The organism is Niabella pedocola, from assembly GCF_021044425.1.
GTDB classification, from domain to species: domain Bacteria; phylum Bacteroidota; class Bacteroidia; order Chitinophagales; family Chitinophagaceae; genus Niabella; species Niabella pedocola.
On sequence record NZ_JAJNEC010000005.1, the window covers coordinates 1,040,563 to 1,064,679 of the forward strand.

The window sequence follows — 24,117 nt, forward strand, 5'->3', positions numbered from 1 at the left end:
TCCTCGCTGTTTTTACGTTATAAATAATGTGGCCCTATTGCGTCCAACCCGGGAGGTATACAGACGGCATTGAAAGTACTGTAGTACCGGTGGTAATGTAATCGGCCGCACCGGAAGCCTTCAGCCGTTCCATTGCCTGATGAATACACTGGGTGGGCCGTTGCTCGTTCGGATGCCAGGTATAGGGATCGCGGATGGATACCCGTACCTGGATCAAAAAAACGGTACCTCGCCGGAGTGCTCGCATCAAATAGGCCCGCTCGTCCGTTTCCCGGTTGTCGTAGGGATTATAATCTCCCTCCAAACGCCAATGCACTTCATCGATATTCCCATTCGCATTCAGCCAGTCTTCTGAATCATAATCTTCCTGGCTGATGGGTGGCGGATGTCCGTCATCTACCCCACGTCCGATAATGCTTCCGGAATCATCGTGGGGCCGGGCCTGCATCTGCCTTCCAATGGCATCAAATATTTTCGACCGGATCCTCGGATTGGCATTGAACAGATCACTCAGCTGCGGTTCAGCATAGTCGCTGCCACCGCCGCGCCGGTAATGCCGCAGGTGCGCCCGGGCATTGGGTTGCGGTGAGATCCAGGTCCAGTAATTCATAATCGAATTATATACCTGCTCATCCGTTGCGCCCGTACAAATGGCCTGGGCCTTTAAATAATCACCTAACCCGTCGAACATAATTCCCTTTTTTAAGACTCCTGCTTCCTGATGGCCGGAACAGCGTCCTGAGACGCCCCTGCACCACCCTGTATGTACTCATTCTTTTCCAGGTTAAAAAAATGCGACGATCCCGAATTGACCATATAATCCAGGTACCCTGTTTCTTTGTCAATAACATGCAATACCGGCCCATATGCTTTTTTCAACATCTGGTTATGACTGTTATAAATAAAATACAAACTGTTTGCATCTTTGTGAACCGGGTAATTGTTCCGGTTTAAGAATCCCTTCACCCGCGCAAGTTCCGCATCAAAATTTTTTATCGAGGTTTTCAGCCCGGGTTCCTCCGCCGTGCCTTCATCAAAATCTCCGAGAAATGTTCCTGTTAGTTGCTTCAATGGTGCAAATGCCGCATCACCCGTCAGCTTTGAAAGAAACCCATTTAAGCCTCCAAGCGGCAGGTACTGTAACACTTCGGCATAAAATTTTTTCTTGGTGGGCATCATCGGCAATAACAAGGCTGCAACCGCCGTTCCCACGCGGGCTTTGTCTTCCCCCGAAATATTGGGATCACCCAGGTCCAGATCCTGCTTTTCGGTTATTGCAGCAATGCATTCCCGGCAGGTATTGATCATGGTTACCGACTGATCATATACAATGGCGGCTGCAGATTGCGGATCCGGTTCTTTCCCTTCTTTTTTTAATGCCGCCTCCTTCTCCTGGGCTTCCGCTGCCATCTGGGCCACTTTTTCCAGGTATGGATCCACGCCCAGCAACGAGACGGTATCGTTTTGCGGTGCCCGGATCTTTTTCACCTCAGCCTGCTTCATCAACCGGTCAACAGTTGCATTGGAGGTTTCGGATCCTATAGAAAACAGCCGGAGCATATCCGTAAGCTTGTCTACCAGGGGACAGAGAAAATTTAAAATCTTTTCCTTCTTAATACGGCTGGTATCCAGGCTGGTACCCTGCGCGGCATGCTTAATTTCATCGATGAACTTTTCCAGCCGGTTTACCGATTGCCCCGGTATCGCATCAAAGCCCTGCAGCAGCTGATCAAACTTTGGAAGATCGCCGGGCTTTACCAGGTCCGGCGCTACATTCACCAGGTTTTTAACCGCATTCACACATTCTTCTATCAGACCGCGGATCTCTTCCTTCGTTTGTTTTAATTTATTCAAATGCCCTTCATTGTCTTTCCCCGTTCCAAAGCCATCAATGCTCAGCAGGTTTCCCAATGCTGCTACCAGCCGCATTTTAATTTTACCGGTAAACACCGAAAGCGGGTTGGCATTACATTCGGCAATCAGTTTGCGCAATGTATCGTTGGGCTCAAAATACTCGATCACCTGCGCCGTCAGATCAAACCGGTTGCCAAAAGCATATTTCCGGCCTTTCCCTTTAAAAGCCGCGGGTTCATCAAACGTATGCTGATAGCGGTATAAGGGCGTAGCTACATAGATCACCGATTGTACCCACCATTTATTTTTAAACCCATCATCCTGGCTCAATTCCCCGATACATTCATTGGCCACGTTACCACCCTGGCCCAAACCCACAAAGTGAAAACAGGAGCTATAACCTTTCCAGGAAGCCGTTTTTGCCTTTATCTGTGTACACAGCTTTTGCCCTTCCTTTTTACGGCCTTCTGCATCAGCAGCATCGAAATCAAAAACCAGTACCTCATTATCAATATGCAGTTTGTCGGAAAGTTCGTTCTTCATTTTCCGCATATACGCATCCCAGTCATTATAATCCTTATAATAGGTATATTCCTTATCACATTTTTTTTCAGGCTCCTTCTCTTCTTTAAAAAACAGGTTAAGTCCCGGTATGGCAGCAGCAGCCGATTCTACCTTATCAACTACACCCTGTACTTTATCGGCCATACCACCCAGCATCGCATCGGCCGCTACAGCACCTGCAGGCCGGTAACGCACCAGCACCAATAGCTGCCGGATATCGTTCAATTCAAAATCCTGTTTGGTATCGGCTCCTTTTCCCGGCATATACGCTGTTTATTTTTATTTGAGAAAAGCCACAGTACAATCAGCAGTTGTATATCCCTGCAATGGTTCCGTTGTTCCGCCCGCAGATGTTTTGCCTTCATGGATCTTGCCGTCGCTTGTCCGGATCTCATAACGTTTTCCGGCAACCCCTTTTTGTGCTTCATCCTTCAGCGTGAACCGGGCGGTAAAATCTTCACGGGTCGTTTTCTCCGCAACGGTGCTGCCTTTTTTTGCAGCTTCCTTTAATGCCTGCGTATTGGCAATATCCTTTGCCCGGGCTGCGCCAACCATTCCGCTTTCCATTAACCCGCCGCCCATACCAGCCCCGGCTCCTGCGCCACCACCGCCGGTTTCACCGATCAGCACCGTAAAGCAGCCCAATATGATACTTCCTCCATGAGCGGTGGTATCGCCCATCCGTGCTGCTGGTCTTCCACCGATCAACACACCGGAACTACCCAGCATAATTACATCGGGCGGCCCGGTGCACACACACATATCACCCATTGTTGCCGCCGGCATACCGCCAATCAACACATTGGGTACACCCGCCGGCAATACCGGACCACCCACATGAGGCACCAGCCCGTTAACCAGCGGGCACACATGCATATCTCCGATCCTTGCTGCAGGTTTTCCCATTTATAGTATTTATTCAATAAAAAATCTTCTGCGTTTTGGAGGTGCTTCAGTATTAATAACATCCGTTTGCGCTTCCGGCTTTTCATCCGGCGTCTGCGTATCCTTTAATGCTACCGGATCGTTATCCGGAAAGATGGCCGCTTTTTGTACCGGTTCCCTGCTTAACCGGTATCGCACGTCCGGCATCCAGCAATCCAGCCACACGCCGTCTGCACCCTCCGTATAAAACCGATCAAAAAACTCAAAAAAAAGCATGCGCTCCTTTTCACTCCATGCCGGAAATGCCTGCAACAATACGCGGGGATCCCAGATCCTGAAATAAACAGGGTCCTCCGTGGTTTCCGGATAAATGAACCGCTGCAGAAACTGCACCACCGCCACTCCCGGCTCGTCCGTTTCAAGCACCATACAATGATCCAGCCGTATGAGCCCACTTTCCCTTCGCAGATCATAGAAATCGGAATCTACTTCAAAGAGATAAGGCGCCGCATCCCAGATCTGCTCATCATCCGTACCAGCAAACAAGGACCAATAACGCGGATACCGCTGCAGGAGCCGGATCAGCGTATACTCTTCATTTAATGCCGTATCGTAACATAAAAACCGCACCACATCAGTTTATTTTAACAAGTGCTCCGGTCAGGGACGCAATTCCATCGCCTTTCAGATCCAGCATGGCACCCGCCAGTTTTGCCTGCCCCGATCCGTTCAGATCCAGTGCTGCGCTGGCATCCACTTTTATGTCTGCGGCCGACAGTTCTGCAGACACCTTACTTTCCATCGAAAGCTTATCATCGGCCTTTATATTTACATTTGTAGCCTTTATATTAATCTCAGCCGATTCGAGGTTTAGCGCCTGTTTCGCCTTGATATTGATGGTACCTTCCGAAGTAATATCCATTACGGTTCCGTCTTTTTGCATATCGATCTTAAGGATTACCGTACCGCCGCTTTTTACACCAATGGTAGCGCGGCCATTTTCTCCATCCAGGAATACCACCGAAAAATTATCGTCATCATTACCACTGGAGATCTTGATAATTTTTTGCTCCTTGCTTTTCAGCATATATAACCGGTTACCAATATCATTGTCAAAATCATCGGCCAGCATCATCTCTCCTTTCTCATCATCCATTTCCAGTCTTCTGCCCGTTTTGGTGCCGATCCGTTTTACATGATTACCCTTTTCCGGTACGTCGGGTTTATGCTTTTCAGTATATAAGGCGCCAATCACATAGGGCCGCTCTGCATTGTTATCTGTAAAATGCACCATCACTTCATCATCTACTTCCGGAAGAAACCGGAATCCCTTACGGCCACCTGCATGCGGTACTACCAGCGGGATCCATGGACTTTTTTCATCATCGCTCATCCAGGGAAATTTCACCTTCACCCGGGCCATGCCGGCGTCGTCCTCGTTATCGGTAACAATCCCCACCTGGGAAACCGCCCGGGGAAAAACGGAGGCATTTGCATAGGGCGGAATTTCCGACTCAAAGGGCACCGCTGTAAAGTGATTGCTGTAGTGATCTGCGCGCATAGCGCTGTGATGAATCTGTGTGATGATGAACCGCTTCCCACCCGAGTCATCCTGGTCCTTGATCTGAATGATCCGCCCGATTGCCAGCTGGTTGTTGCGGGTACTGCCGGTTATGGCGGCCGAAGCCGTATAGCGGGACTGCTGGTCGATCCGGAAAATATAGTCCATCAGCTCCTGGTCAAAACCAGACGCTACAAAATCATCGCCCCGGGTTTCCAGCGCCTTCTTCCCCGCGTCCTGGGCCGCTTTGAGCATGGCGTTATCCGGTACCGCTTCTTCTTTCGAAGACCGAAGGGTTTCCCCCTTAAAACTATCCGTACCCACCACGGCCCTCGGGTTTCGCAGCACATGGGCATGAATATTCAGGTTAAACACATCATCCGGAGCAAACAGCTCAATGGGCTGCCCGTCCGGCTTTTTTCCAAATACAAAATTTTCACCGTCATAATAAGCCCACTCGCCAAAACGCATTGCCAGCGAAGTGGTAAAATCAAATAAGGTTTGATTGTATTGAACGGTATAATGCAGGGGACGGGTATACTGGGGGTCTTTTTTTACCAGCGACTTGAGCGCCGAGTCCATATACGCCTTATCCATCACATCTGAAAGCGTTTGTTTATAAAAGGAATGATATTCCGGTATCTTGCTGATCTTACAGAACAGGCCCGAGCCACTGATCTGGAATTCGTAATAATGTTCATCCACGAGCGATGAATTCACGGATTCCACAACCCCTTTGAACCGGTGGCGGGATGCATCGCTGCTGTCCTTGAACTCAATCTGGAGCTCCTTTCCTAAAACCGCCTTCTTAAAGTCAATAATCGCATCCAGGGTGGCATGATCATCGGCTGCCCGCATCGAAAAAGAGAACTGGTTAACCTTTACCAGCGCCTCATCCAGCAGCAGATTGGAAAACAAAACGGGCTGACTGTTTTGATACCCCTGGATGATAATTTCCGTTTTACTTAAAATGGCGTCGTTCGACATGTGTTGTGATTTAAGCCGGCTTTTAAACAGATGAAATGAACCTTCCACTGTATATTATAAGGTACGTTAAACGGATTGGATACCCGCAGCATACCTGTTGTCCTTTCCTAGATTACACCGCTTGCTATTGCCTAGTTTACAGAATAGGTTTTATTCTTCGTAAAAATAGATCATTGCCCTGCTACAAACCATCGCTATTATTAGGTATAGCTGCCCCCCGGCTTTTTTTCTACTTTTGGTTATCCAGATGAAATTGATCTGGTCATGATGTCGCAATTAAAACAACATGAGCTCCCGGGGTCACCATATTATGAAACCTCCGTTTCGCGCAGAAGCCATATGCGCGGGGCTGATTGAGTCAGGAGTAGACCTGGGAAAAATCACCGTCCATGCAAAAGGTGGTTTTAAAAAAAGCTTTAGTAGTGACGTGTCTGAAATGGTCGCAACCGAAACTGACTGTTCATTTGAGATGGTTGTGAACCGGGATGGCATCTATGATAAGCTTCCCGAGGGTCTTTTTCATCAAACGAGGGGAAACAGCCGGGTACGCACTGTTCAGGATGCTGTAGACGAGCACAAGCGGTTCAAAGAGGAAGAGCGGCAGGCCCGGAGTTTCTTTGCCCCGATTGAGCAGCTGCTGTTCCGGTACCAGGTTTTTGTGGAAGCCGAAGAGCGGGACGCATTGTTCACCTTGCAAAGCGGGAGGAGGGACCCGGCATGGTTCCGGTTTTGGAATTTTAATGACCCACTCCCGGAGGAAGAAGCGGGCCGGATGCTGCAGCTGATGCCGTATCTCCAGTTTATTAAAGGAGATCCCGCATCCACGGAGGCCGCACTGGGGTATATCCTGAATAAGAACGTAGCGCTGAGGCAGGAGGAACATACAAGCGGTATTGCCATGCAACGCCCGGCAACACTGGCCGAAATGCATATGGGAATCAACAGCGCGCTGGGGCAGAACACCCATGAGCTTTTTCCGTGCTGGATCTTCACCATTGAAGGAGCATCGAGCAATGAAATGCAGCCATTTGTTAAACAACCCGGCAAAACGACCATTCTTCAAAAATTTGAGGACCTCTTTATCCCGTTCGAAATGGACGTGCAGTTTGAATTTGAAATCCGGGAAGAAGCGGCGGGCAAAGACCTTGGCGCGGTATTAGGCTACGGAGCCCATATTTAGCCGGGGACTTTATAAACATTTATTTCAAAACTTCAACAATATGGCGTTAAAGTTTTTTATACTCTACGCAGGGATTTTTCTTTTCTCTTCACTGGCGATAATACCCATTATCCGGCAAATGAGCAGCACCTTCAGCAATATGGGTAAAAAGCCGTGGATCTTTAGTTTTATCACAGCGGCCCTTTCCTCCGGTATCGCATTTGCCATTACTTATACCACCCAAAACCTGTTTACCACGTTCTGGCTGCTCAGTGCCGTTTTCCTGCTGCTGGGTATCCTTTTTTTATTACTGGTACATAAAAAATATTTCCGTGCCCGGCGCGACAACCGGAACAAACAATTATTTGCAGAATTGCTCTTTGGTTTTTCCATCCTGTTCCTTTGTGTAGCCATCTTCTCTTCACTGCAATATTTTCTGAAGGACCGGAACTTTATGTACTTCCCCGTATTGCTTTGCATGCTGTTCTTTTTTATTCCCATTTTGCTGCTTCACACGTTTGATGCCGCCATCAGTATCCCTTCGCCGGATTATACTGCCTGGAACTACCCGCAGCAGGAAATTGAAATGCCGGATGAAAAAGAAGGGGAGCACCTGTATGTGATCTGGTTTGAAATCGCCAAAAAAATCACCGGCGATCAGCAGCGTACTTTTTTCAGGGGAAAGGCTCCGGAGGATATGCTGCTGGGCGATCTGTTCTATCATTTTATTAACGAGTATAATGAAGACCATAGTGAAACCCCCATTGAATATACCAGCCAGGGAAAAGCAGCGGAATGGATGTTTCGCACCCGACCAAAATGGTACCGCTTTTCCAGGGTGCTGAACGCTACCACAACGGTGGCTCAGAATCATATAAAAGAAAATACCATTATTATTTGTGAACGCGTTTAATCATTCTTTTCAAAAGCTAAAACATGGACAACGGATTTAATTTTTTACGTGTGAACTGGTCGGATGGTATGAAGCTGAACAAGGAACTGTTTATTGCGCAGGATAATGCCGCTGCGGCTACTGCCTACCAGCTTCGTGCAACCACGCTTTCGCCCATCCGGTACGGGTTGATCCCGGATGAAAAAAATTTCAATGTGCGACTGGCCATCGACAATCAGCATACCCTCAGGGTATCGGTGCTTGCGCTAAAAGCGCTTACACGGTCCGGGGTACCGGTTATCATCGATGCCTTTACAGATGCCGCCGCAACCGACGGAGTGCCGGCCGTGTCATTGGAGCTCAACAGCAGTCAGCCCGCTACCGGATGGGTTGTATTACTGGCGAAACCATTTGAAAGGAATCCTGCAGGCACCATTGACCCCGATGAAACGCCGGCCCGTTTTCCTTTTGTGAAATCCGGATACAGCGTACAGATCGCCGATGAACGGAACATTCAGCAATACGATCAGCATCCCCTGGCGATCATCATTGGCAAGATCATCATAAACGGGAATGGCGCGCAAGTTGACGAAGAATACATTCCCCCCTGCATGGCACCTGCAGCCTCACCGGACCTGCTGGGCCTGCATGCCGAACTGGATCAGTTCCTGGCCGGACTTGAGCAATCCTGCTCTATGATCGTGCAGAAAATTTATAAAAAAAGTCAGCAGAATGCCTTGTCCGAACTGGCGCGCTTCCTCTGCGACCGCATGATGCTCTTCCTCGGCCAGGTGATAACGGAGTACCGCTGGAGCATCATCCATGAATCACCGGCAAAAATGCTCAGCCATATTGCGGCACTGGCCAGGGTTATTAAAAACACCATCGACCTGCGCATCGGATCGGGGAAAGACGAACTGATGAGCTACCTGTGCGAGTGGTGCGAACTGAACCAGGGAGAGCTGGAAGGCTTGCTGAGTGAAATGGCATTGCTGCGTTACAACCACTATGATATCAATGAAAATATCCGGCAGGTTATACAGTTTGCCAAAGTGATCGGGAAACTCTTCACCACGCTGAGCAACCTGGAATTCATCGGCAAACGAAAGGACTCCGGATTGTTTGTAAAAGAAGAGCAGTCTTTTCCGGTGAATGATACCAATGCGCCCAAACCCAAGCGAAGATTTTTCGGTTAGCAGCCGGAGCTGTTCACTATTGATCCTATAATCAACTTAAAAAAAGAGCATTTCATGAAACCCAATAATACCAACGAAAGAAGCAGTGCATTTGCCCGGTTCCTGCTTTTCTTTTTCCTGACCGTTGCGCTTATTGTTACTACCATATTTTTTGGCATCCGGATCCCCTATGCGGAGAACGAAAAACTCCGCGAGCAACTGGCCATCATCGAAAAAGAAAACCAGTTCCGCGATCATTTTGCAACAGATATGTTACAAACGCAATCCCTCTTGGACACGGTTAACATGGACCCCGCAAAATCGGGATTGATCGATGGGCGTATCACCCAAAAGATCCAGGACATGGATGCGCAATTGAATAAGAATGAAACCAGTTCAAAAGAAATTTACACGCAGATCATCAAATCGCTGAATAATACACAAACCGATAAAAAGGGATTAAGAGCCGCCAGCAGCAAAGACTCTGTGGTGGCGATGTACAACGCACAGATCCAGGAGCTGAAGAACTCGCTTACGAAATGGCAGGATTCCTATAAACAACTGGAGATGCAGAACCTGCTGCTGCGTCAAAAATAGCCGGATGATCTTAAATCTTTTACTGTATGCATTTTGTATATACCAAACAATGGGGCCGGCTGGATTTCAGGGTATGGATCTCCCTGATCATGGTGGCGGTAGTTACGTTGGCGCTGCTTGGTTATAAAGTAGCCACCAATGTTTCCTGTCCCGAATTTGAGCTAAAGACCACCAGTAATATCAACCATATTTCGGAAGGGCCGCATACGTACTTTGTAAATGAACAAGTGCGCTTTTTTGCCACCCGCAATGATGCCAGCCTTATGGTTACCTGGAACTTTGGTGATAAATCGGCTACGCAGATCGGCGCATCGGTAACCCATAGCTTTATCAAAGAAGGAAACTATCTTGTTACCGCTATTATTAACGGGCGTTGCTCCGAATCCATAAATATCCGCGTGATCCAAAACAGTACATTGATCAGCACCAGCAACAGCCCCCAGATTAACCGTATTGTTTCAGATGATGTGGTTGCCACCGGCGATAAAGCGGTATTCAATACCACTGCTGAATCGGCCAATTATAACTGGAGTGTACAGGAGCTGCCTGAAATGGGACAGCAGGCTACCAAGGCCGCAACATTCATTTTTACAAAAGCGGGCACTTTCACGGTGATCCTGAAACTGGACCAGGGGACTTCCTATCAAAAAATCATTCAGGTTACCGATCCGTTGGGACCCGCCGACAATACCACATCCAGCATACCATTGCCGCCAGGACCGGCTGAAGTAGGGCCACCCCCGCTTCCGGTGGAGGCACCTGAGAAAAAACCGGAAGAAGCAAAACAGGAAGCGCCGAAGCCTGCTTCCCAGGAGCCCGCGCCCGCCGCAGCAAAAGTGTACGATCAACTGCCCGAGCCAGCCATACAGGCGATGCTTGAAGAGGTTGCGGAGGGTAAAAAAACGATCGCAGATTTTAACAACATTCTTTGTAACGGAGCCGGTACCAAGGTAATGGCCAACAACCAGTCCACCAGCTTTGCGGCACTCTGCAACGAACTGAAAGAAAAAAAGGGGCTGCCATTGTTAAAAAGAAAAAAGAGGATCCAGTCCTTTAAGGTAGTAAGGGACCCGGCAAATGGCAATTGTGTAAAAATCATCTACATCACCTACAAGTAAATGGTATACGCGTGAAAGAATATTTAAAATTACCGCTGCGGTTCGACCAGTTTTTCGACCGGAAAAAGCTGCCGTCCTGCGGACTGGTAGATTCGATCTACCGGAACCTGCACCTGATCATCACCACCGCCCAGGGAGAAAACAAAACAGATACGGCATATGGGGCTTCCTTCTGGGAAACCGACTACGATATCCACCTTGATAATGATTCACGGAAAGAACTGATCGTAGACAATCTGAAAAAACAGATCGCTCTTTATGAAAAAAGGCTGAGCCATGTAGACGTAAACGTAGAGGTAAAACTCGCCGTGCTTAAAACACAAAGCGCCGATCTTCCAAGAAGAAAAATCGAAATCACGGTGAGCGGCCAGATCCAGAAAACCCTGGAGCCTTTCCGTTTTCAAACCGGTTTGTTCATCGGACCGCTTACGTTGGATTAATGACTGCACACTGTATTCACACAACCCGATTTAACTATGGAACTCTTAAAAAAAGAACAGATCCGCGACCGGATGATCCGCCTGGCAGCCGCACAGTGGCAGGTACCGGAGAATGAAATCGAAGCCAATTTTGATCCCCTGCTGATGCTGATCTTTGATGTACTGGCCGGAGAAGTGGAACAGATCGGGTACCAGATCAATGATGTAAAAAGCCGCCTGCTCAACGAGCTGTCTACCATTATGCTTCCCCATGCTTTGTTAAGGGCGAAACCGGCCTCCTGTATCCTTGCGGCAACACCCGCAGAACCCACCGCGGTGCTGGACCAGGAACATTGTTTTACTACGATAGCCGTTACACAAACACCCGGGGCACCATCCTCCGAAACCGAGCTCTGCTTCACCCCCAACGGTGCGGTTAAATTGTTCCGGTTAAATGCCCTGTTCCTGAGAACCGGCGGCCGGGTATATAAACTGGGAGATGCCGGGCGCAAATCACTGATGCATGAAATGTCCCAGGACAAAGCCCCCGTTAACGAAATTCATTTTACCCTGCATACAAAGGACCGGTTTGAAAACCTGCAGGGGCTGCAGCTCTTTTTCGATCTTAAAGGCCACTCAGAGGCCACGAATTTTTACTTTGCCCTTCAGCACGCCCGGTTGTTTATTAATGAACAGGAAACCCCGTTCACCAAAGGTTATTACCAACAGCAGCAGTACGAAACCAGTTTGAAAGACAGCCTGGAAATGGAGGGCCATTACAGCCGGAAGATCCGGAGGGAAGTAGCCGGTATTTATGCCCAGCAGTTCATTACGGTACAGCAGGAATCCCTTGCTTCCACTCCACCGGACGCACCCGTTTTACAAAATCTGCCCGATAAGCTGCAGGAAGAGATCCGAACAAAAGAGGTGATCTATATCACCCTGAAGCTGAACCGGTATTTTCAGCAGGAAGTGCTGGAACGGTTGCTGGTGGGCGTAAATGCATTCCCTGCCTTAAACCGGAAACCGGAAAAAATTCATTTTAAAACCGAGAAGTGGATCAATATCATTCCCCTGCCGGTTAAGGGATCGTATCTCGATATTAAAAGCATTGAAGGCGCAAACGGCAGCAGGTACAAGCTGCGGCCGGATGCAGGTGAAGATCCGATTCATGAAGGGCAAGCCATTGTACGAACGGCAAAAGTAGGAAAAGAAAGCAGCCGGGATGTGCGCAATACCATCAACAGTTTGCTCGAAAGTATCCGGGATGAAAGCGCCTATTTTAGCAGGACCAGCAATGACCTTATTGCTTCCCAGCTTCATGAGATCTCCAAACTGCTGACACGTTTACAGGACCGCCTGGCGGTTTCAAAGGACGAAAAGCCGGCCTTCAACTATGTTCTTTTAAGATCAAAGAAAGAACAGGAAACAGTATTTGTAGAATACTGGTCTACCACGCCCACAGCAGCAGCAGCTGTAAAATCGGGAGCCAGCTTCAAACCGGTTATGCATGCATTAACCGGGGGTCTTTGTTTTGCACTCACCGCCGTTAGCGGAGGCGTGGAAACCTACAGCGATTATGCACAGCAACAAATGTTGGTACGCCAGCTCGCTTCCCGGGGAAAAATCATCAGCCAGGAAGACATCCGGCTTTTGTGTTACGAGCTTTTTGGTGCCCGGCTTCAAAAGGTGCTCATTCATAAAATCATGAACGTGCTCCGGGGACCGAAAACGGGTATTTCCCGCACGATCGGGATCGAATTGCATCTGAAAGAAGGAGATTATGCCGAAGATGAATTAGCCTATCTTCAAAAACAACTGCATTACCAGTTGGAGACAAACGCCGCCTTTGCGTTTCCGTTTGAGGTCAGCGTGGTATACATCGACTAGTTCACAAACAGGTCAGCAGCAATCCCATCCGCAAACAGCTTGCCTTCATTGGTCAGCCGGATGCGGGCATCATCAATGGTCAGCCATCCGCGTTCCCTGTATATCCCTGCCTGTTTCAGAAGCTGTTGCCGCGCAGGGCCATCCAGCGGTGCCAGTGCGATTCCCTCACTTGTACGGAGTGCAATCATCACATATTCATTCTGCCGCTGCGCCGGCGTAAGCACTTCCTCTTCATAGGGAATATGCCCCGAATGGATGGCGCGGATGTATTGCTGGTTATGCGCAACGTTCCAGCGGCGAAGTGTACCGTTAAAAGAATGTGCCGCCGGCCCAAATCCGTAATAAGGCACTCCCTTCCAGTAGGCACTGTTATGACGGCTCCGGAATCCGGGCTTTGCAAAATTGGAGATCTCATAGTGCTCATAGCCCGCGTGCTGCAGCCAATCCATCAGCAATAAAAATTGCTCCGACTGCAGCTCACCATTCACATCCTCTCTTATGTGTTTCCGGACCATTTTGTCCAGCGGCGTTTGCGGCTCCACGGTAAGCGCATAGCAGGACAAATGCGGAATGCCGGCCTTCAACGCCGTGTCCACATTTTGTTTCCAACGCTCATTGGTCAACCCGGGAACGCCATAGATCAGGTCGATGGTTATATTGTCAAAATACTGCACGGCTAGTTCCAAGCCGCCAGCTGCCTGAGCCGCATTATGGGCCCGGTTCATCCATAAAAGGTCCGGTTCAAAAAACGATTGTACGCCAATACTCAGGCGGTTAACTCCCGAACGCTTCCAGGTCTCCAATTTATCGGCAACCAGGTCATCCGGGTTGGCCTCCAGGGTTATTTCTGCATCCGCTGTAACGGGGTAATGCTTCCTTATCTCGTTTAACAGCAAATCGATGTCTGCCGCCGGTAACAAGCTGGGTGTTCCGCCGCCAAAATAAACCGTTTGCACCGGTTCCCGTTCAATAAAATCGGCGGCTGCACTAAACGCGGTTTCCTTTGCAATGGCCTGTACAAGCGCTTCCCGGTAGTGCAGCGAGGTAGAAAAATGGAAATTACAATAATGACAAGCCTGTTTGCAAAACGGGATATGGATATAGATGCCAGACAATGAGGATGATTTATTTGTTTACTATTTTTAATTCGTACACAGCGCCCGAACGATACTTCGTTCACAAAAATGGCGTTTATTTGTGTTCCGAATGACAAAGGTACAACACCGGTTAACGCTGCTCCTGTTATTTTTATGGATGGGCTTCCAGGCTGCATCTCAAAACCGGTATGCACTGGTGATTGAAGGGGTTGACCGGGATCCGGGTTTTATCACCGGTTCCCTTGGCATTAAAACCGATTTCATCAACCAGGAAGATTGCCGGCAGTACACCGGCCAGTTGCTCCCGCTGTTGCAAACAAAGGGTTATATCACCGCATCCGTTGATTCCCTGAGGCTGGATTCGGCCTCCGCGTATATGCAGCTCTTTGTGGGTATGCGGTATACCTGGGAAGCCCTGTCCACTACCGAAGAAAGCCGCAAATGGCTGGCACAGGTAGGCTATGACCCGCACCTGTTTGAAGACCGTCCGCTGGATTACGAGCTCCTGGGAAACATCCAGCAACGCATGCTCAATTACTTTGAAAACCATGGCCATCCTTTTGCAAAAGTATACGTAGATGCACTGAACATCCGTGGTGACAAAGTATCCGGGCAACTACAGGTGCATCCCGGGCCCCTGTACAGGGTTGACAGTATCCGGATGACGGGCAATGCAAAACTCAGCAACGACTATCTTCAGAATTACCTGGACATCCGGAACGGATCCATCTACAACAAGGAAAAACTGCAACGCATCAGTACCGAGCTTAAAAAGCTGAACTACATAGAAGAAACCTTTCCGCCCCGGTTTTATTGGGGGGGCACCGGAGGCCTTGTGGAAGTATTCCTGCAACAGAAGAAAAGCAACCAGGTTAATTTCATCGTTGGCTTTTTACCCAACAGTGACGCCGCTTCTTCGAAAAAGCTACAGATCACCGGGGAGGGACTGCTGAATCTGAAAAATGCGCTCGGTGGAGGAGAAACCATCGGGTTGGTATGGCAAAAACTGCAGGCCGCCTCTCAGCGGCTGGATGTTGCTTTTTTGCAACCCTACCTGTTCCGGTCGCGCTTTGGACTCGACTTTGCGTTTAACATGCTGAAAAGGGATTCCAGCTATCTCAACTTTGAATACCGCGCCGGTACACAATACAGTATCAATACCCGGCAAAATCTCAAACTCTTCTATAACCAGTTTTCTACCATTATCAGTACCATCAATAAAAACCAGCTGCTTCAAACCCGGCAGCTGCCCCCGGAGGCCGATGTAAAAATTTCAAATATCGGTATCGAATACCAGCTCAATACCACCAATTATATATTTAACCCCGTTTCCGGATTTGATATAAAATTTATGGGAACAGGTGGTATCAAGAAGATAAAGAAAAACAATCTGGTGCTGGAACTCGAAGACCCCGAGGATCCTGCATTTGATTTTGGCAGCCTGTACGATACGGTAAAACTCCGGTCCGTTCAGGTTCGCACGATCTTATCGGCCGCCCGTTATATGCCGCTGTCTGCACGCGGCGCCAGCACTATTAAAGCTGCGGTACAGGGCGGCTACCTGGCCGGTGAAAATATTTTCCGCAACGAATTGTTCCAGATCGGCGGTTACCGGCTGTTGCGTGGCTTTGACGAGCAGAGCCAGTTTCTTTCGCAATACGCCATCGGAACCCTGGAATACCGTTACCTTGTTGGTGAAAATTCTTACCTCAATGCATTTGCCGACGGCGGATGGGGATATGACGGCAGCCGGGGCGTTCGGAAAAACTACAACTTTCTTGGAGTGGGCATCGGCCTCGCGTTTGAAACAAAGGCCGGTGTATTCAACCTGGCCTGGGCTGTGGGAAAACGCAATGACACCAATTTCAACCTGCGGCAGTCGAAGATCCATTTCGGGTTCATCAGTTATTTTTAGGGTAAGCGGTCAGCTATTAGCCACCAGGCGCTCATTTTCAGATGCCGGATGCTGGTTTCCCGATTCTCAATGCTCATTCTGAAACAAAGCAAGTACCTTCGCACAAAATTTTTTCACATGAGAAAATTATTCTTCATTCTATCCGCATTTTCTATGCTGAAAGCCAATGCACAATCATCGCTCAGCCCGGAAGCACTGCTAAAGCTGGGCAGGGTCAGCGCCGTTGGGATCTCGAAAGACAAACAGTCGCTGATCTATAAAGTATCAACCCCCAATATTGCCGACAACAAGTTGGATTCAAAACAATACTCCATCCCGCTTGCAGGAGGGCAGCCAACAGAATTGACCAGCTCAGAAAGCTTGCTCGAGAACAACCGGATATCACCCGATGGAAAATACATCCTCAGCAGCGAGGCGGTAAAACTAAAAAAAGTAATGGGGCCAGATCTTTACCCGGAGCTGGATAAAACATCTGCACAAGTATACACTTCGCTCAACTACCGTCATTGGGACAAGTGGTTTGATGGCGGTTTCGATCATGTTTTTTTTGCGCCTTATGCTAACGGGCAGGCCGGCGAAAAAAAAGACATCATGCCAAATGAGCCCTATTTCTGTCCGCAGCAGCCTTTTGGCGGGGACGAAGATTTTATATGGTCGCCCGATAGCAAACAGATTATTTATGTAACCAAGAAAAAGTTCGGCACCGAATATGCGGTAAGCACGAATACCGATATCTATGCATACGACATAGCCTCCGGTGTTACCACCAACCTTACAGAAAGCAATAAGGGATATGATGTGGCGCCCGCTTTTAACAAACAGGGCAAAATGGCCTGGCTGCAAATGAAGACCGACGGTTATGAAGCCGACAAGAATGACCTTGTTGTAATGACCAATGGTACTACGGTAAATCTTACCGGCCACAATGACCAGATCAATATATCTTCCTTTATCTGGAGCAACGATGGTAAAAGCCTGTTCTTTATAGCACCTGTAAACGGAACGGAACAGCTGTTTACGGTAAACGATATCGGTCTTACCCGTATGCTTCCCCGCATTCAGCAATTGACCCGGGGCGATTTTGACATTACCGCCATCGTAGCGCAAACCGGTGATGCGCTTATTGTTGCAAAGGAAGACATCTCGCGGGCCTCGGAGATCTACAAACTCCATATCAAAACCGGTACGCTTACCCAGCTGACGCATGTAAATGATGAAGCCTTTCAGCAGATTTCCCCGGTTAAAACAGAGCGGCGATGGATCACCACCTCCGATCAGCAAAAGATGATGGAATGGATCGTTTATCCGCCCAACTTTGACCCATCCAAAAAATACCCAACCCTTTTGTATTGCCAGGGAGGACCCCAGTCTGCCACCACGCAGTTTTATTCGTACCGGTGGAACTTTCACCTGATGGCCTCCCAGGGTTATATTGTAGTGATCCCCTCCAGGCGCGGAATGCCGGGTTTCGGCACGAAATGGAATGCCGATGTAAGCAAGGATTGGGGCGGAAAAGTGATACAGGATTACCTGGATGCCATTGATGATATATCAAAAGAACCTTATGTAGATAAAGACCGCAGAGCCGCGGTAGGTGCAAGTTTTGGAGGCTATTCTGTTTTTGCGCTGGCTGGCCGTCATCAAAAGCGGTTTAAAACCTTTATTGCCCATGACGGCGTTTTCGACTTTACGGCGATGACGGGTACTACGGATGAACTTTGGTTTGAGCAATGGGAAAAAGGCGGCTATTACTGGGAAAAAGAGAATAAAGCCGCACAACGCTCCTATGCGGCGTCTCCGCTAAATGCAGTAGCCAACTGGGATACGCCCATCCTGATTGTTCAGGGCGGTAAAGATTACCGCGTACCGATTGAGCAGGGTCAGGGCGCTTTCCAGGCAGCACAGCTAAGAGGGATCAAAAGCAAATTCCTGTTTTTCCCCGATGAAAATCACTGGGTGCTGAAACCACAGAATGCCCTGGTATGGCAACGCGAATTTTTTGGGTGGCTCCGGGAAACGTTGTAACAGGATTTCCTCTTTACATTATTGAATGATTAGAAACCCGGGATGACAGTCCCGGGTTTTTACATTGGTACTATTCCGCTGTTAACAGGGGTTACCACCATGACCGCCCCATACGGTTGCCATTCAGCCATATAGGTTTCAGTGATTTCATTGCTATGAAAAAAGATATCCGGGAAAGAAAACGATTTACAACGTTTTCGTAAATCCTTTATATGGTTCAGTGCTTTTTATTCGTTATTTATTCGTTAGATTTGTATTGCTTGAGCATGCGAAATGTAAAATCGAAATAACGATTGTATTTTTTTTAAAATGATTTATTGAAAGCTGATGGTATACCCCAACCGGGTATATGGATCATCATGCAATTGAGTTCACAAAATGATTCTCCACTATTAAATTAAACCAAATTTAAATCATGAACAGCTGTAGAAAATGGATAATTGTGTTTTTGACACTTATCGGCATGTGGAATGCGGAGCTGTCGATCGGGCAAACCAGCCGGACAGTTACGGGTACTGTTGTTAATCAGAATGGCACCCCCATACCCGGTGTAACTGTCCTTATTAAAGGCTCTGTAACCGGTACCGTTACCAATCAAACTGGTCATTTTACATTGAATGTGCCTGAAAAGGCCGGCGCCACGCTCGAATTTAGTTCGGCCGGGTACAAGGCCCAGGAAAAGATCATCGGTGATAATGCAACCGTTGAAATCGTAATGACGGCAGAAACAATGGGCCTCGACGAAGTAGTAGTGATCGGATACGGAACAGCCAGAAGAAAGGATCTTACCGGAGCAGTGGCCTCTGTTCAAACAAAAAAACTGGAGAAAGAAGCGCCCCGTTCGATACAAGACCTCTTAAGAGGAAATGCCGCCGGTTTAATTATTGGACAAGGGAACACCGCAAAGGCAGACGCAACGTTGTTGATAAGAGGAAAAGGAACGCTTAAAGCAGGAAACAGTCCCCTGAACGTTGTGGATGGCGTTATTTATGACGGCACATTCGCCGATCTGAACCCGAATGATATTCAGTCGATTGATATCCTGAAAGACGCCAGCGCAACAGCCGTTTACGGGGCAAAAGCGGCCAATGGTGTAGTGCTGATCACTACTAAAAAAGGGGTATCCGGCAAACCCAGGATTACCTTCAATGCCAATGTTGGATTTGTAGAAAATGCCGGCATGCCGCGGGTCATGAACGGTGAAGAATTCATCACATGGCGGCATGACTATGAAGTAGGCAGAAGAACGACGGCGTATCTTGATCAATATCCGCAGATGTTTGAAGATCCACGAACATTAACGAATATTAATACACTGGATTGGTACAATTATGATCAGAAAACGCCGGTAACATCTGTAACCGACGAACAACTACTCAGATCCTGGTTATCCCGTCTTGAGTTAAAAGCGCCGGAGATTGACAACTATATTAATAACAAAATCACTAATTGGCAGGACCTTGTTTTTCAACGGGGATTTCAGCAGGATTATACCGCAGCAGCTTCCAATAAGAATGACAATTCCAGCTATTATTTTTCGCTGAATTATGTGAATCGTGAAGGCATTGTGGTTGGGAACCGTTTTACAAATTTCCGTACGCGATTAAACCTTGAGTCAAAGGTTGCGTCCTTTTTAAAAGTAGGTGCTAATACCAATTTTGCGGTGCGGGACGAGGGGTTTCTCCAGGCCGACTGGGCCCAATCGGCGGTTATTTCTCCTTACGGATCAAACAACCTGGATGATCCCAACAGCATTTACAGAAGGCTTCCCACTGGTGATGCAACCCCTGTAAACCCGTTCCATGACAACCTTTACCGGGACCGGAAGGACGCATATAATACATTAAACTCCAGCCTATACGGAGTTCTTACGCTTCCTTTCGGCTTTGAATTTCAATCCAATTTCACGCCATCGTTTACCTGGAGGGAATATTATAACCACGAGTCTTCCAAAAACCCTGAATGGAAGTCTAAAGGAGGAAGCAGTGAACGCACTTTTGAAAAAACCTATAACTGGCAGATCGATAACGTACTACGATGGAAAAAGCAATTTGATATCCATAGTTTTGAGGTAACCCTTTTACAAAATGCGGAAAAAGGCCAATATTGGAGAACGAAAGCAACGGCCTCAAGCTATACACCAAGCGATATCCTGGGATATCACCGGTTGCAGGCGGGTTCGGTTCCGCTAAACGAAAGTGACGATACCTACAGAACCGGGGATGCGTTAATGGGCCGCTTGTTCTATTCGTTAAAGGACAAATACATGCTGACGGCCTCTGTCAGAAGAGATGGATATTCTGCGTTCGGAGCGCAAAACCCGCGCGCCACGTTTCCGGCCCTTGCCCTTGCCTGGGATTTCTCAGAAGAACAGTTTATGAAAAGCACTGGAAGCTGGCTCGATTATGCAAAGCTGCGGCTTTCATGGGGCAGAAACGGGAACCGGGATATCGGTCAGTATGATGCCCTTTCCGATATGACCTCAGGGCTGCATCCCTATATTGATCAAAATGGGACCGTATATGTGGCCTCACAGCTTTATGTAAACCGGATGGCTAACCTGGGATTGAAATGGGAGAACAAGGCCTCCTACAATATCGGTTTAGACTTTTCAGTGTTAAAAAGCCGGCTGAGTGGTTCTATTGATGTATATACAGCCACTACCAATGACCTGCTCGTAGACAGAGCATTGCCGGAAATCATCGGTTTTAACAGCGTTGCCGCCAACCTTGGCCAGCTAAACAACAAGGGATTTGAATTCAGCCTGAACGGAATCATCATCCAGAAAAAAGACTTCGACTGGAACAGTTCTTTCATATTCATGTTGAACCGAAGCAAGATCGTGCGCTTGTACGGCGATATGATTGACATAAAGGATGCGAATGGTAACGTGATCGGCCAAAAAGAAGCCGATGATATCAAAAACCAGTGGTTTATCGGCCAGGATCCGGATCGCATCTGGAGCTATGAACGTGTTGGTGTGTGGCAGGTAGATGAAGAAGCGATCGCCAAAAAATACGGGAACCAGCCCGGGGATTTTAAATACAAGGATCAAAATGGAGATAGTGTAATGACCAATGCCGATAAGATCTTCCAGGGATATATAAACCCCCGTTATCGCTGGACCTGGCGAAATGAGTTCAATTACAAACGACTGACTTTGTCACTTTTCATTTATTCCAACTGGGGACAAATGGATACCTACAACAGAGCGGCTAACAATAATAGTTTCCCCGACCGCGCCACCGATTATGTACAGCCGCGATGGACACCGGAAAATCCTATCAATGACTTTGGCCGTATCGGCTCTAAGAATATTGGTTCCAATTATGTTGACCGGTCCTTTATACGCCTGGATAATGTAGCCTTGTCATATTCCATGCCGCAATCCTTTTTAAGCAGGATAAAGGCACAACGCGCATCTATCTCCGCTTCGGTACGCAATGCTGCTTACTGGGCACCTCATTGGACATTTGGAGATCCCGAATCTGGAGGCCAGCCTACCCCGCGTACTTATAATTTAAGCCTTAATCTGACACTTTAATCTTTTTGCCATGATTCAAAATAAAATATATAAAAGCTTACCGCTCCTTTCATTTATGGCACTGACAATGGTTGCCTGTAAGAAAGACTGGCTGAAACCCAAACCGCTATCCTTTTACGAGCCAGGAGTTGCTTTATCGGATGTCCAGGGTATGTACTCTACACTTACAGCCTGCGAACGGAACATGCGGCACGAATACTTTGGAGATGCAGCGCCTATCCTTACAGAGATCATTCAATCGGAAGTTGCCGTAGAAGGCACCACCGACAAGGCCGGTCCGCAAATGGATATGGATATTTCATTATTGCCCGATGCGCAATTAAATCACAACGATTACACCAAAATCGGCTGGTACTGGTATGAAGGGTATAAGGGCATAAAATATGCCAATACCGTTATTACAAGGATCGACAACGCAACGTACAAAGATGAGAACGAGCGGAATGCCGTTCTTGGCGCGGCTTACTTCCAGAGAGCCTACCGGTATTTTAAACTGGTACATCAGTTTGGCGATGTCCCTTTCCTTGACAAAGAAATTGACGAGCCCAAATATGATTTTTACTCCTCCGACCGTTGGGGAATCTTAGCACATATTAAAAAAGATCTTGAATTTGCCTATCAATGGGTTCCTGAAAAAGTAGACCGGGGCCGTACTTCAAAAGCAGCCTGTGGTGTACTGCTGATGAAAGTGTGTATGGCTTTGGCCGATTTTGACAGAGCCATACAGGTGGGAAATGAGATTGTGGCACTTCACCCGCTGATGAAAAGCAGATTCACGGCCAATAAGAACAAACCCAATACCAACCTGATGTTTGACCTGCACAGTGTGGAAGCCAAGCTGGACATGTCGAATACCGAAGGGTTAATGTATGTAGTGTCTTACCCCGAAGTAGACGGATCAGACCGCATTCAAACCATGCGCAACGGCGTTCCTTTCTGGAACAGTGGTAATCTGAAAACGCCTGATGGTAAAGCCGGAACAAGTGTGCCCATTGCTGCCGGGGAAACAAACCTGGAGTTAGACCTTAATAAAACGTATGGCAGAGGCATCGGCAGATTGCGCCCCACCTGGTATTATACCAACGAAATATGGCGTACAGATAAAGAGGCCAACGACATGCGGGGTATCTTAAATAAGGATAGCTGGCGCAGGATGGAAGATCTCAAATACAATCATCCCGATTTAAAGAAAAATAATAGCCCCTGGTACGGCAAAAACTTTGTAAAACCGGCCGCCATGAGTGTGGAAGATACCATCCGGCTTTGGTTCTCCTGGCCCCATTACAAACTCTTTGTTCCGGATCCGTTACAAACCCAGTGGGCAGGCGGCGAAACACCCTGGTACATCTACCGTTCGGCAGAAGTATACCTGATGCTGGCGGAATGTTATTATTGGAAAAGTGATCTGGGATCAGCAGCCACTGCATTGAATGAAGTGCGTACCCGCGCCGGAGCCGCTCCTTTAGCGGCCAACGATATCAATATCGGCGAAATCCTGGATGAGCGTGCCCGCGAACTTTATTATGAAGAGAACCGGCATATCGAACTCGTACGGATCGCCTATACCTATGCAAAAACCGGCAAGCCCTGCGAGATCTTTGGCGGACACGTTTATAAACTGGAGAATATCAGCGGCCCAGGAGGTACAAACTCAAACGTAAAACAAATGGGTGTCAATTTCTGGTATGACCGGGTGGTGTCCAGAAGCAATTTCTACAACAAAGGGGTAAAACATAAATGGGCCGAATACAAAGTAAGTGTACACCATCTTCTTTGGCCGGTACCTGCAGGCGTCATTAATACCAATTTAAAAGGCATCATCAATCAAAACATCGGTTATCCGGGTGCAGAGAAAAATGTTACGCCGTTACCTGTAGAATAGTTTTCATCCATCATACAGTACCTGGAAGTAATTACAAGCAAATACACTTCCTGTGTATCGGGCCGTTCAATCCTGAACGGCCCTGTTTTTTGAAGCAATTGTATACGGCTTCTACACGCTGATACAAAGTAAGCCGGTTCTCAAAACAACAGCATAGCTGCCCTTGACAGCCAGATAAGGGACCATTCAAACGAAGCTCCACCGGGCTCAGCCGTATACCGGCCGCAAATCGAAACAGACCCCTGTAAAAGGTTCGCTGTTCCATAACCGCACTGCGCTTTATAAATCATTTGCTCCAGACTTCCTCGTTACGGTCGTTGACCATAGCAGTGCGTTCCATACTGCCGGTAGGGTTGCTTAAAGCCATTTTGATTACGCTTTTCATCGTTTTTAATTTTTGAAACAGAATCAATGAATATTGCCCGCATAAAGTTGGGGGATTCAGGTGCCGGTTTCTTTTTTTGATCCCTTCTGATCCCTTATGACTCCTTCTGATCCCTCCTGATCCCTTCTGACCTCGAAACGCATGTTTTCTGTATCCCTTCTGTATCGT

Annotated in this window: 17 protein-coding genes; 11 read left to right on the plus strand and 6 right to left on the minus strand. The window is 47.9% G+C overall.

Features of this window, described 5'->3' with window-relative positions:
• Nucleotides 1–34 precede the first annotated feature (34 nt).
• The 5 genes from LQ567_RS11920 to LQ567_RS11940 are packed head-to-tail and all read right to left on the minus strand — an operon-like array spanning nt 35 to nt 5,851.
• Nucleotides 35–691 carry a hypothetical protein gene (locus tag LQ567_RS11920; protein ID WP_231004736.1) on the minus strand — a complete coding sequence of 219 codons (657 nt, stop codon included), beginning with the start codon at nt 689–691 and terminating at the stop codon, nt 35–37.
• A gap of 11 nt (nt 692–702) precedes the next feature.
• Nucleotides 703–2,682, minus strand: coding sequence for a hypothetical protein (locus LQ567_RS11925; RefSeq protein ID WP_231004737.1), 1,980 nt, complete (start codon nt 2,680–2,682; stop codon nt 703–705).
• Between the two features lie 15 nt (nt 2,683–2,697).
• Nucleotides 2,698–3,324, minus strand: a complete 627-nt coding sequence (locus LQ567_RS11930) for a PAAR domain-containing protein (protein WP_231004738.1) — start codon at nt 3,322–3,324, stop codon at nt 2,698–2,700.
• Between the two features lie 9 nt (nt 3,325–3,333).
• Nucleotides 3,334–3,936, minus strand: a complete 603-nt coding sequence (locus LQ567_RS11935; RefSeq protein WP_231004739.1) for a DUF4123 domain-containing protein — start codon at nt 3,934–3,936, stop codon at nt 3,334–3,336.
• A 1-nt stretch (nt 3,937) separates the two neighbouring features.
• Nucleotides 3,938–5,851: a type VI secretion system Vgr family protein gene (locus tag LQ567_RS11940; protein ID WP_231004740.1), complete on the minus strand. Its 1,914-nt coding sequence runs from the start codon at nt 5,849–5,851 to the stop codon at nt 3,938–3,940.
• A gap of 310 nt (nt 5,852–6,161) precedes the next feature.
• On the opposite strand from LQ567_RS11940, the gene LQ567_RS11945 reads away from it, so the two are divergent.
• The 7 genes from LQ567_RS11945 to LQ567_RS11975 are packed head-to-tail and all read left to right on the plus strand — an operon-like array spanning nt 6,162 to nt 13,101.
• Nucleotides 6,162–7,031, plus strand: coding sequence for a hypothetical protein (locus LQ567_RS11945; protein WP_231004741.1), 870 nt, complete (start codon nt 6,162–6,164; stop codon nt 7,029–7,031).
• 40 nt (nt 7,032–7,071) lie between these two features.
• A complete protein-coding gene (locus LQ567_RS11950; protein ID WP_231004742.1) occupies nt 7,072–7,923 on the plus strand; it encodes a TssN family type VI secretion system protein in 852 nt (283 codons plus the stop codon).
• Nucleotides 7,924–7,946: 23 nt separating this feature from the next.
• Nucleotides 7,947–9,098, plus strand: coding sequence for a hypothetical protein (locus LQ567_RS11955; protein ID WP_231004743.1), 1,152 nt, complete (start codon nt 7,947–7,949; stop codon nt 9,096–9,098).
• Nucleotides 9,099–9,152: 54 nt separating this feature from the next.
• Nucleotides 9,153–9,674, plus strand: coding sequence for a type VI secretion system TssO (gene tssO, locus LQ567_RS11960; RefSeq protein WP_231004744.1), 522 nt, complete (start codon nt 9,153–9,155; stop codon nt 9,672–9,674).
• A gap of 26 nt (nt 9,675–9,700) precedes the next feature.
• The gene (locus tag LQ567_RS11965; RefSeq protein WP_231004745.1) at nt 9,701–10,792 is read left to right on the plus strand and encodes a PKD domain-containing protein; all 1,092 of its coding nucleotides are present in this window, start codon (nt 9,701–9,703) and stop codon (nt 10,790–10,792) included.
• An 11-nt stretch (nt 10,793–10,803) separates the two neighbouring features.
• A complete protein-coding gene (locus LQ567_RS11970) occupies nt 10,804–11,232 on the plus strand; it encodes a GPW/gp25 family protein (protein ID WP_231004746.1) in 429 nt (142 codons plus the stop codon).
• A gap of 36 nt (nt 11,233–11,268) precedes the next feature.
• Nucleotides 11,269–13,101 carry a hypothetical protein gene (locus LQ567_RS11975; RefSeq protein ID WP_231004747.1) on the plus strand — a complete coding sequence of 611 codons (1,833 nt, stop codon included), beginning with the start codon at nt 11,269–11,271 and terminating at the stop codon, nt 13,099–13,101.
• On the opposite strand, the gene hemW is transcribed toward LQ567_RS11975, so the two are convergent.
• Nucleotides 13,098–14,216, minus strand: coding sequence for a radical SAM family heme chaperone HemW (hemW, locus tag LQ567_RS11980; RefSeq protein ID WP_231004748.1), 1,119 nt, complete (start codon nt 14,214–14,216; stop codon nt 13,098–13,100). The genes LQ567_RS11975 and hemW overlap by 4 nt on opposite strands.
• Nucleotides 14,217–14,307: 91 nt before the next feature.
• Between hemW and LQ567_RS11985 the strand changes: the two genes are divergently transcribed.
• The 4 genes from LQ567_RS11985 to LQ567_RS12000 all read left to right on the plus strand — a co-directional run bounded on the left by LQ567_RS11985 (nt 14,308) and on the right by LQ567_RS12000 (nt 23,564).
• Nucleotides 14,308–16,113, plus strand: a complete 1,806-nt coding sequence (locus tag LQ567_RS11985) for a POTRA domain-containing protein (RefSeq protein ID WP_231004749.1) — start codon at nt 14,308–14,310, stop codon at nt 16,111–16,113.
• 117 nt (nt 16,114–16,230) lie between these two features.
• On the plus strand, nt 16,231–18,138 hold the full coding sequence (locus LQ567_RS11990; protein WP_231004750.1) for a S9 family peptidase: 1,908 nt from the start codon (nt 16,231–16,233) through the stop codon (nt 18,136–18,138).
• A 442-nt stretch (nt 18,139–18,580) separates the two neighbouring features.
• Nucleotides 18,581–21,682 (plus strand): SusC/RagA family TonB-linked outer membrane protein, encoded by a 3,102-nt coding sequence (locus tag LQ567_RS11995; protein ID WP_231004751.1) that lies wholly within the window; start codon nt 18,581–18,583, stop codon nt 21,680–21,682.
• A gap of 10 nt (nt 21,683–21,692) precedes the next feature.
• Nucleotides 21,693–23,564 (plus strand): RagB/SusD family nutrient uptake outer membrane protein, encoded by a 1,872-nt coding sequence (locus tag LQ567_RS12000; RefSeq protein ID WP_231004752.1) that lies wholly within the window; start codon nt 21,693–21,695, stop codon nt 23,562–23,564.
• Nucleotides 23,565–24,117: the final 553 nt, after the last annotated feature.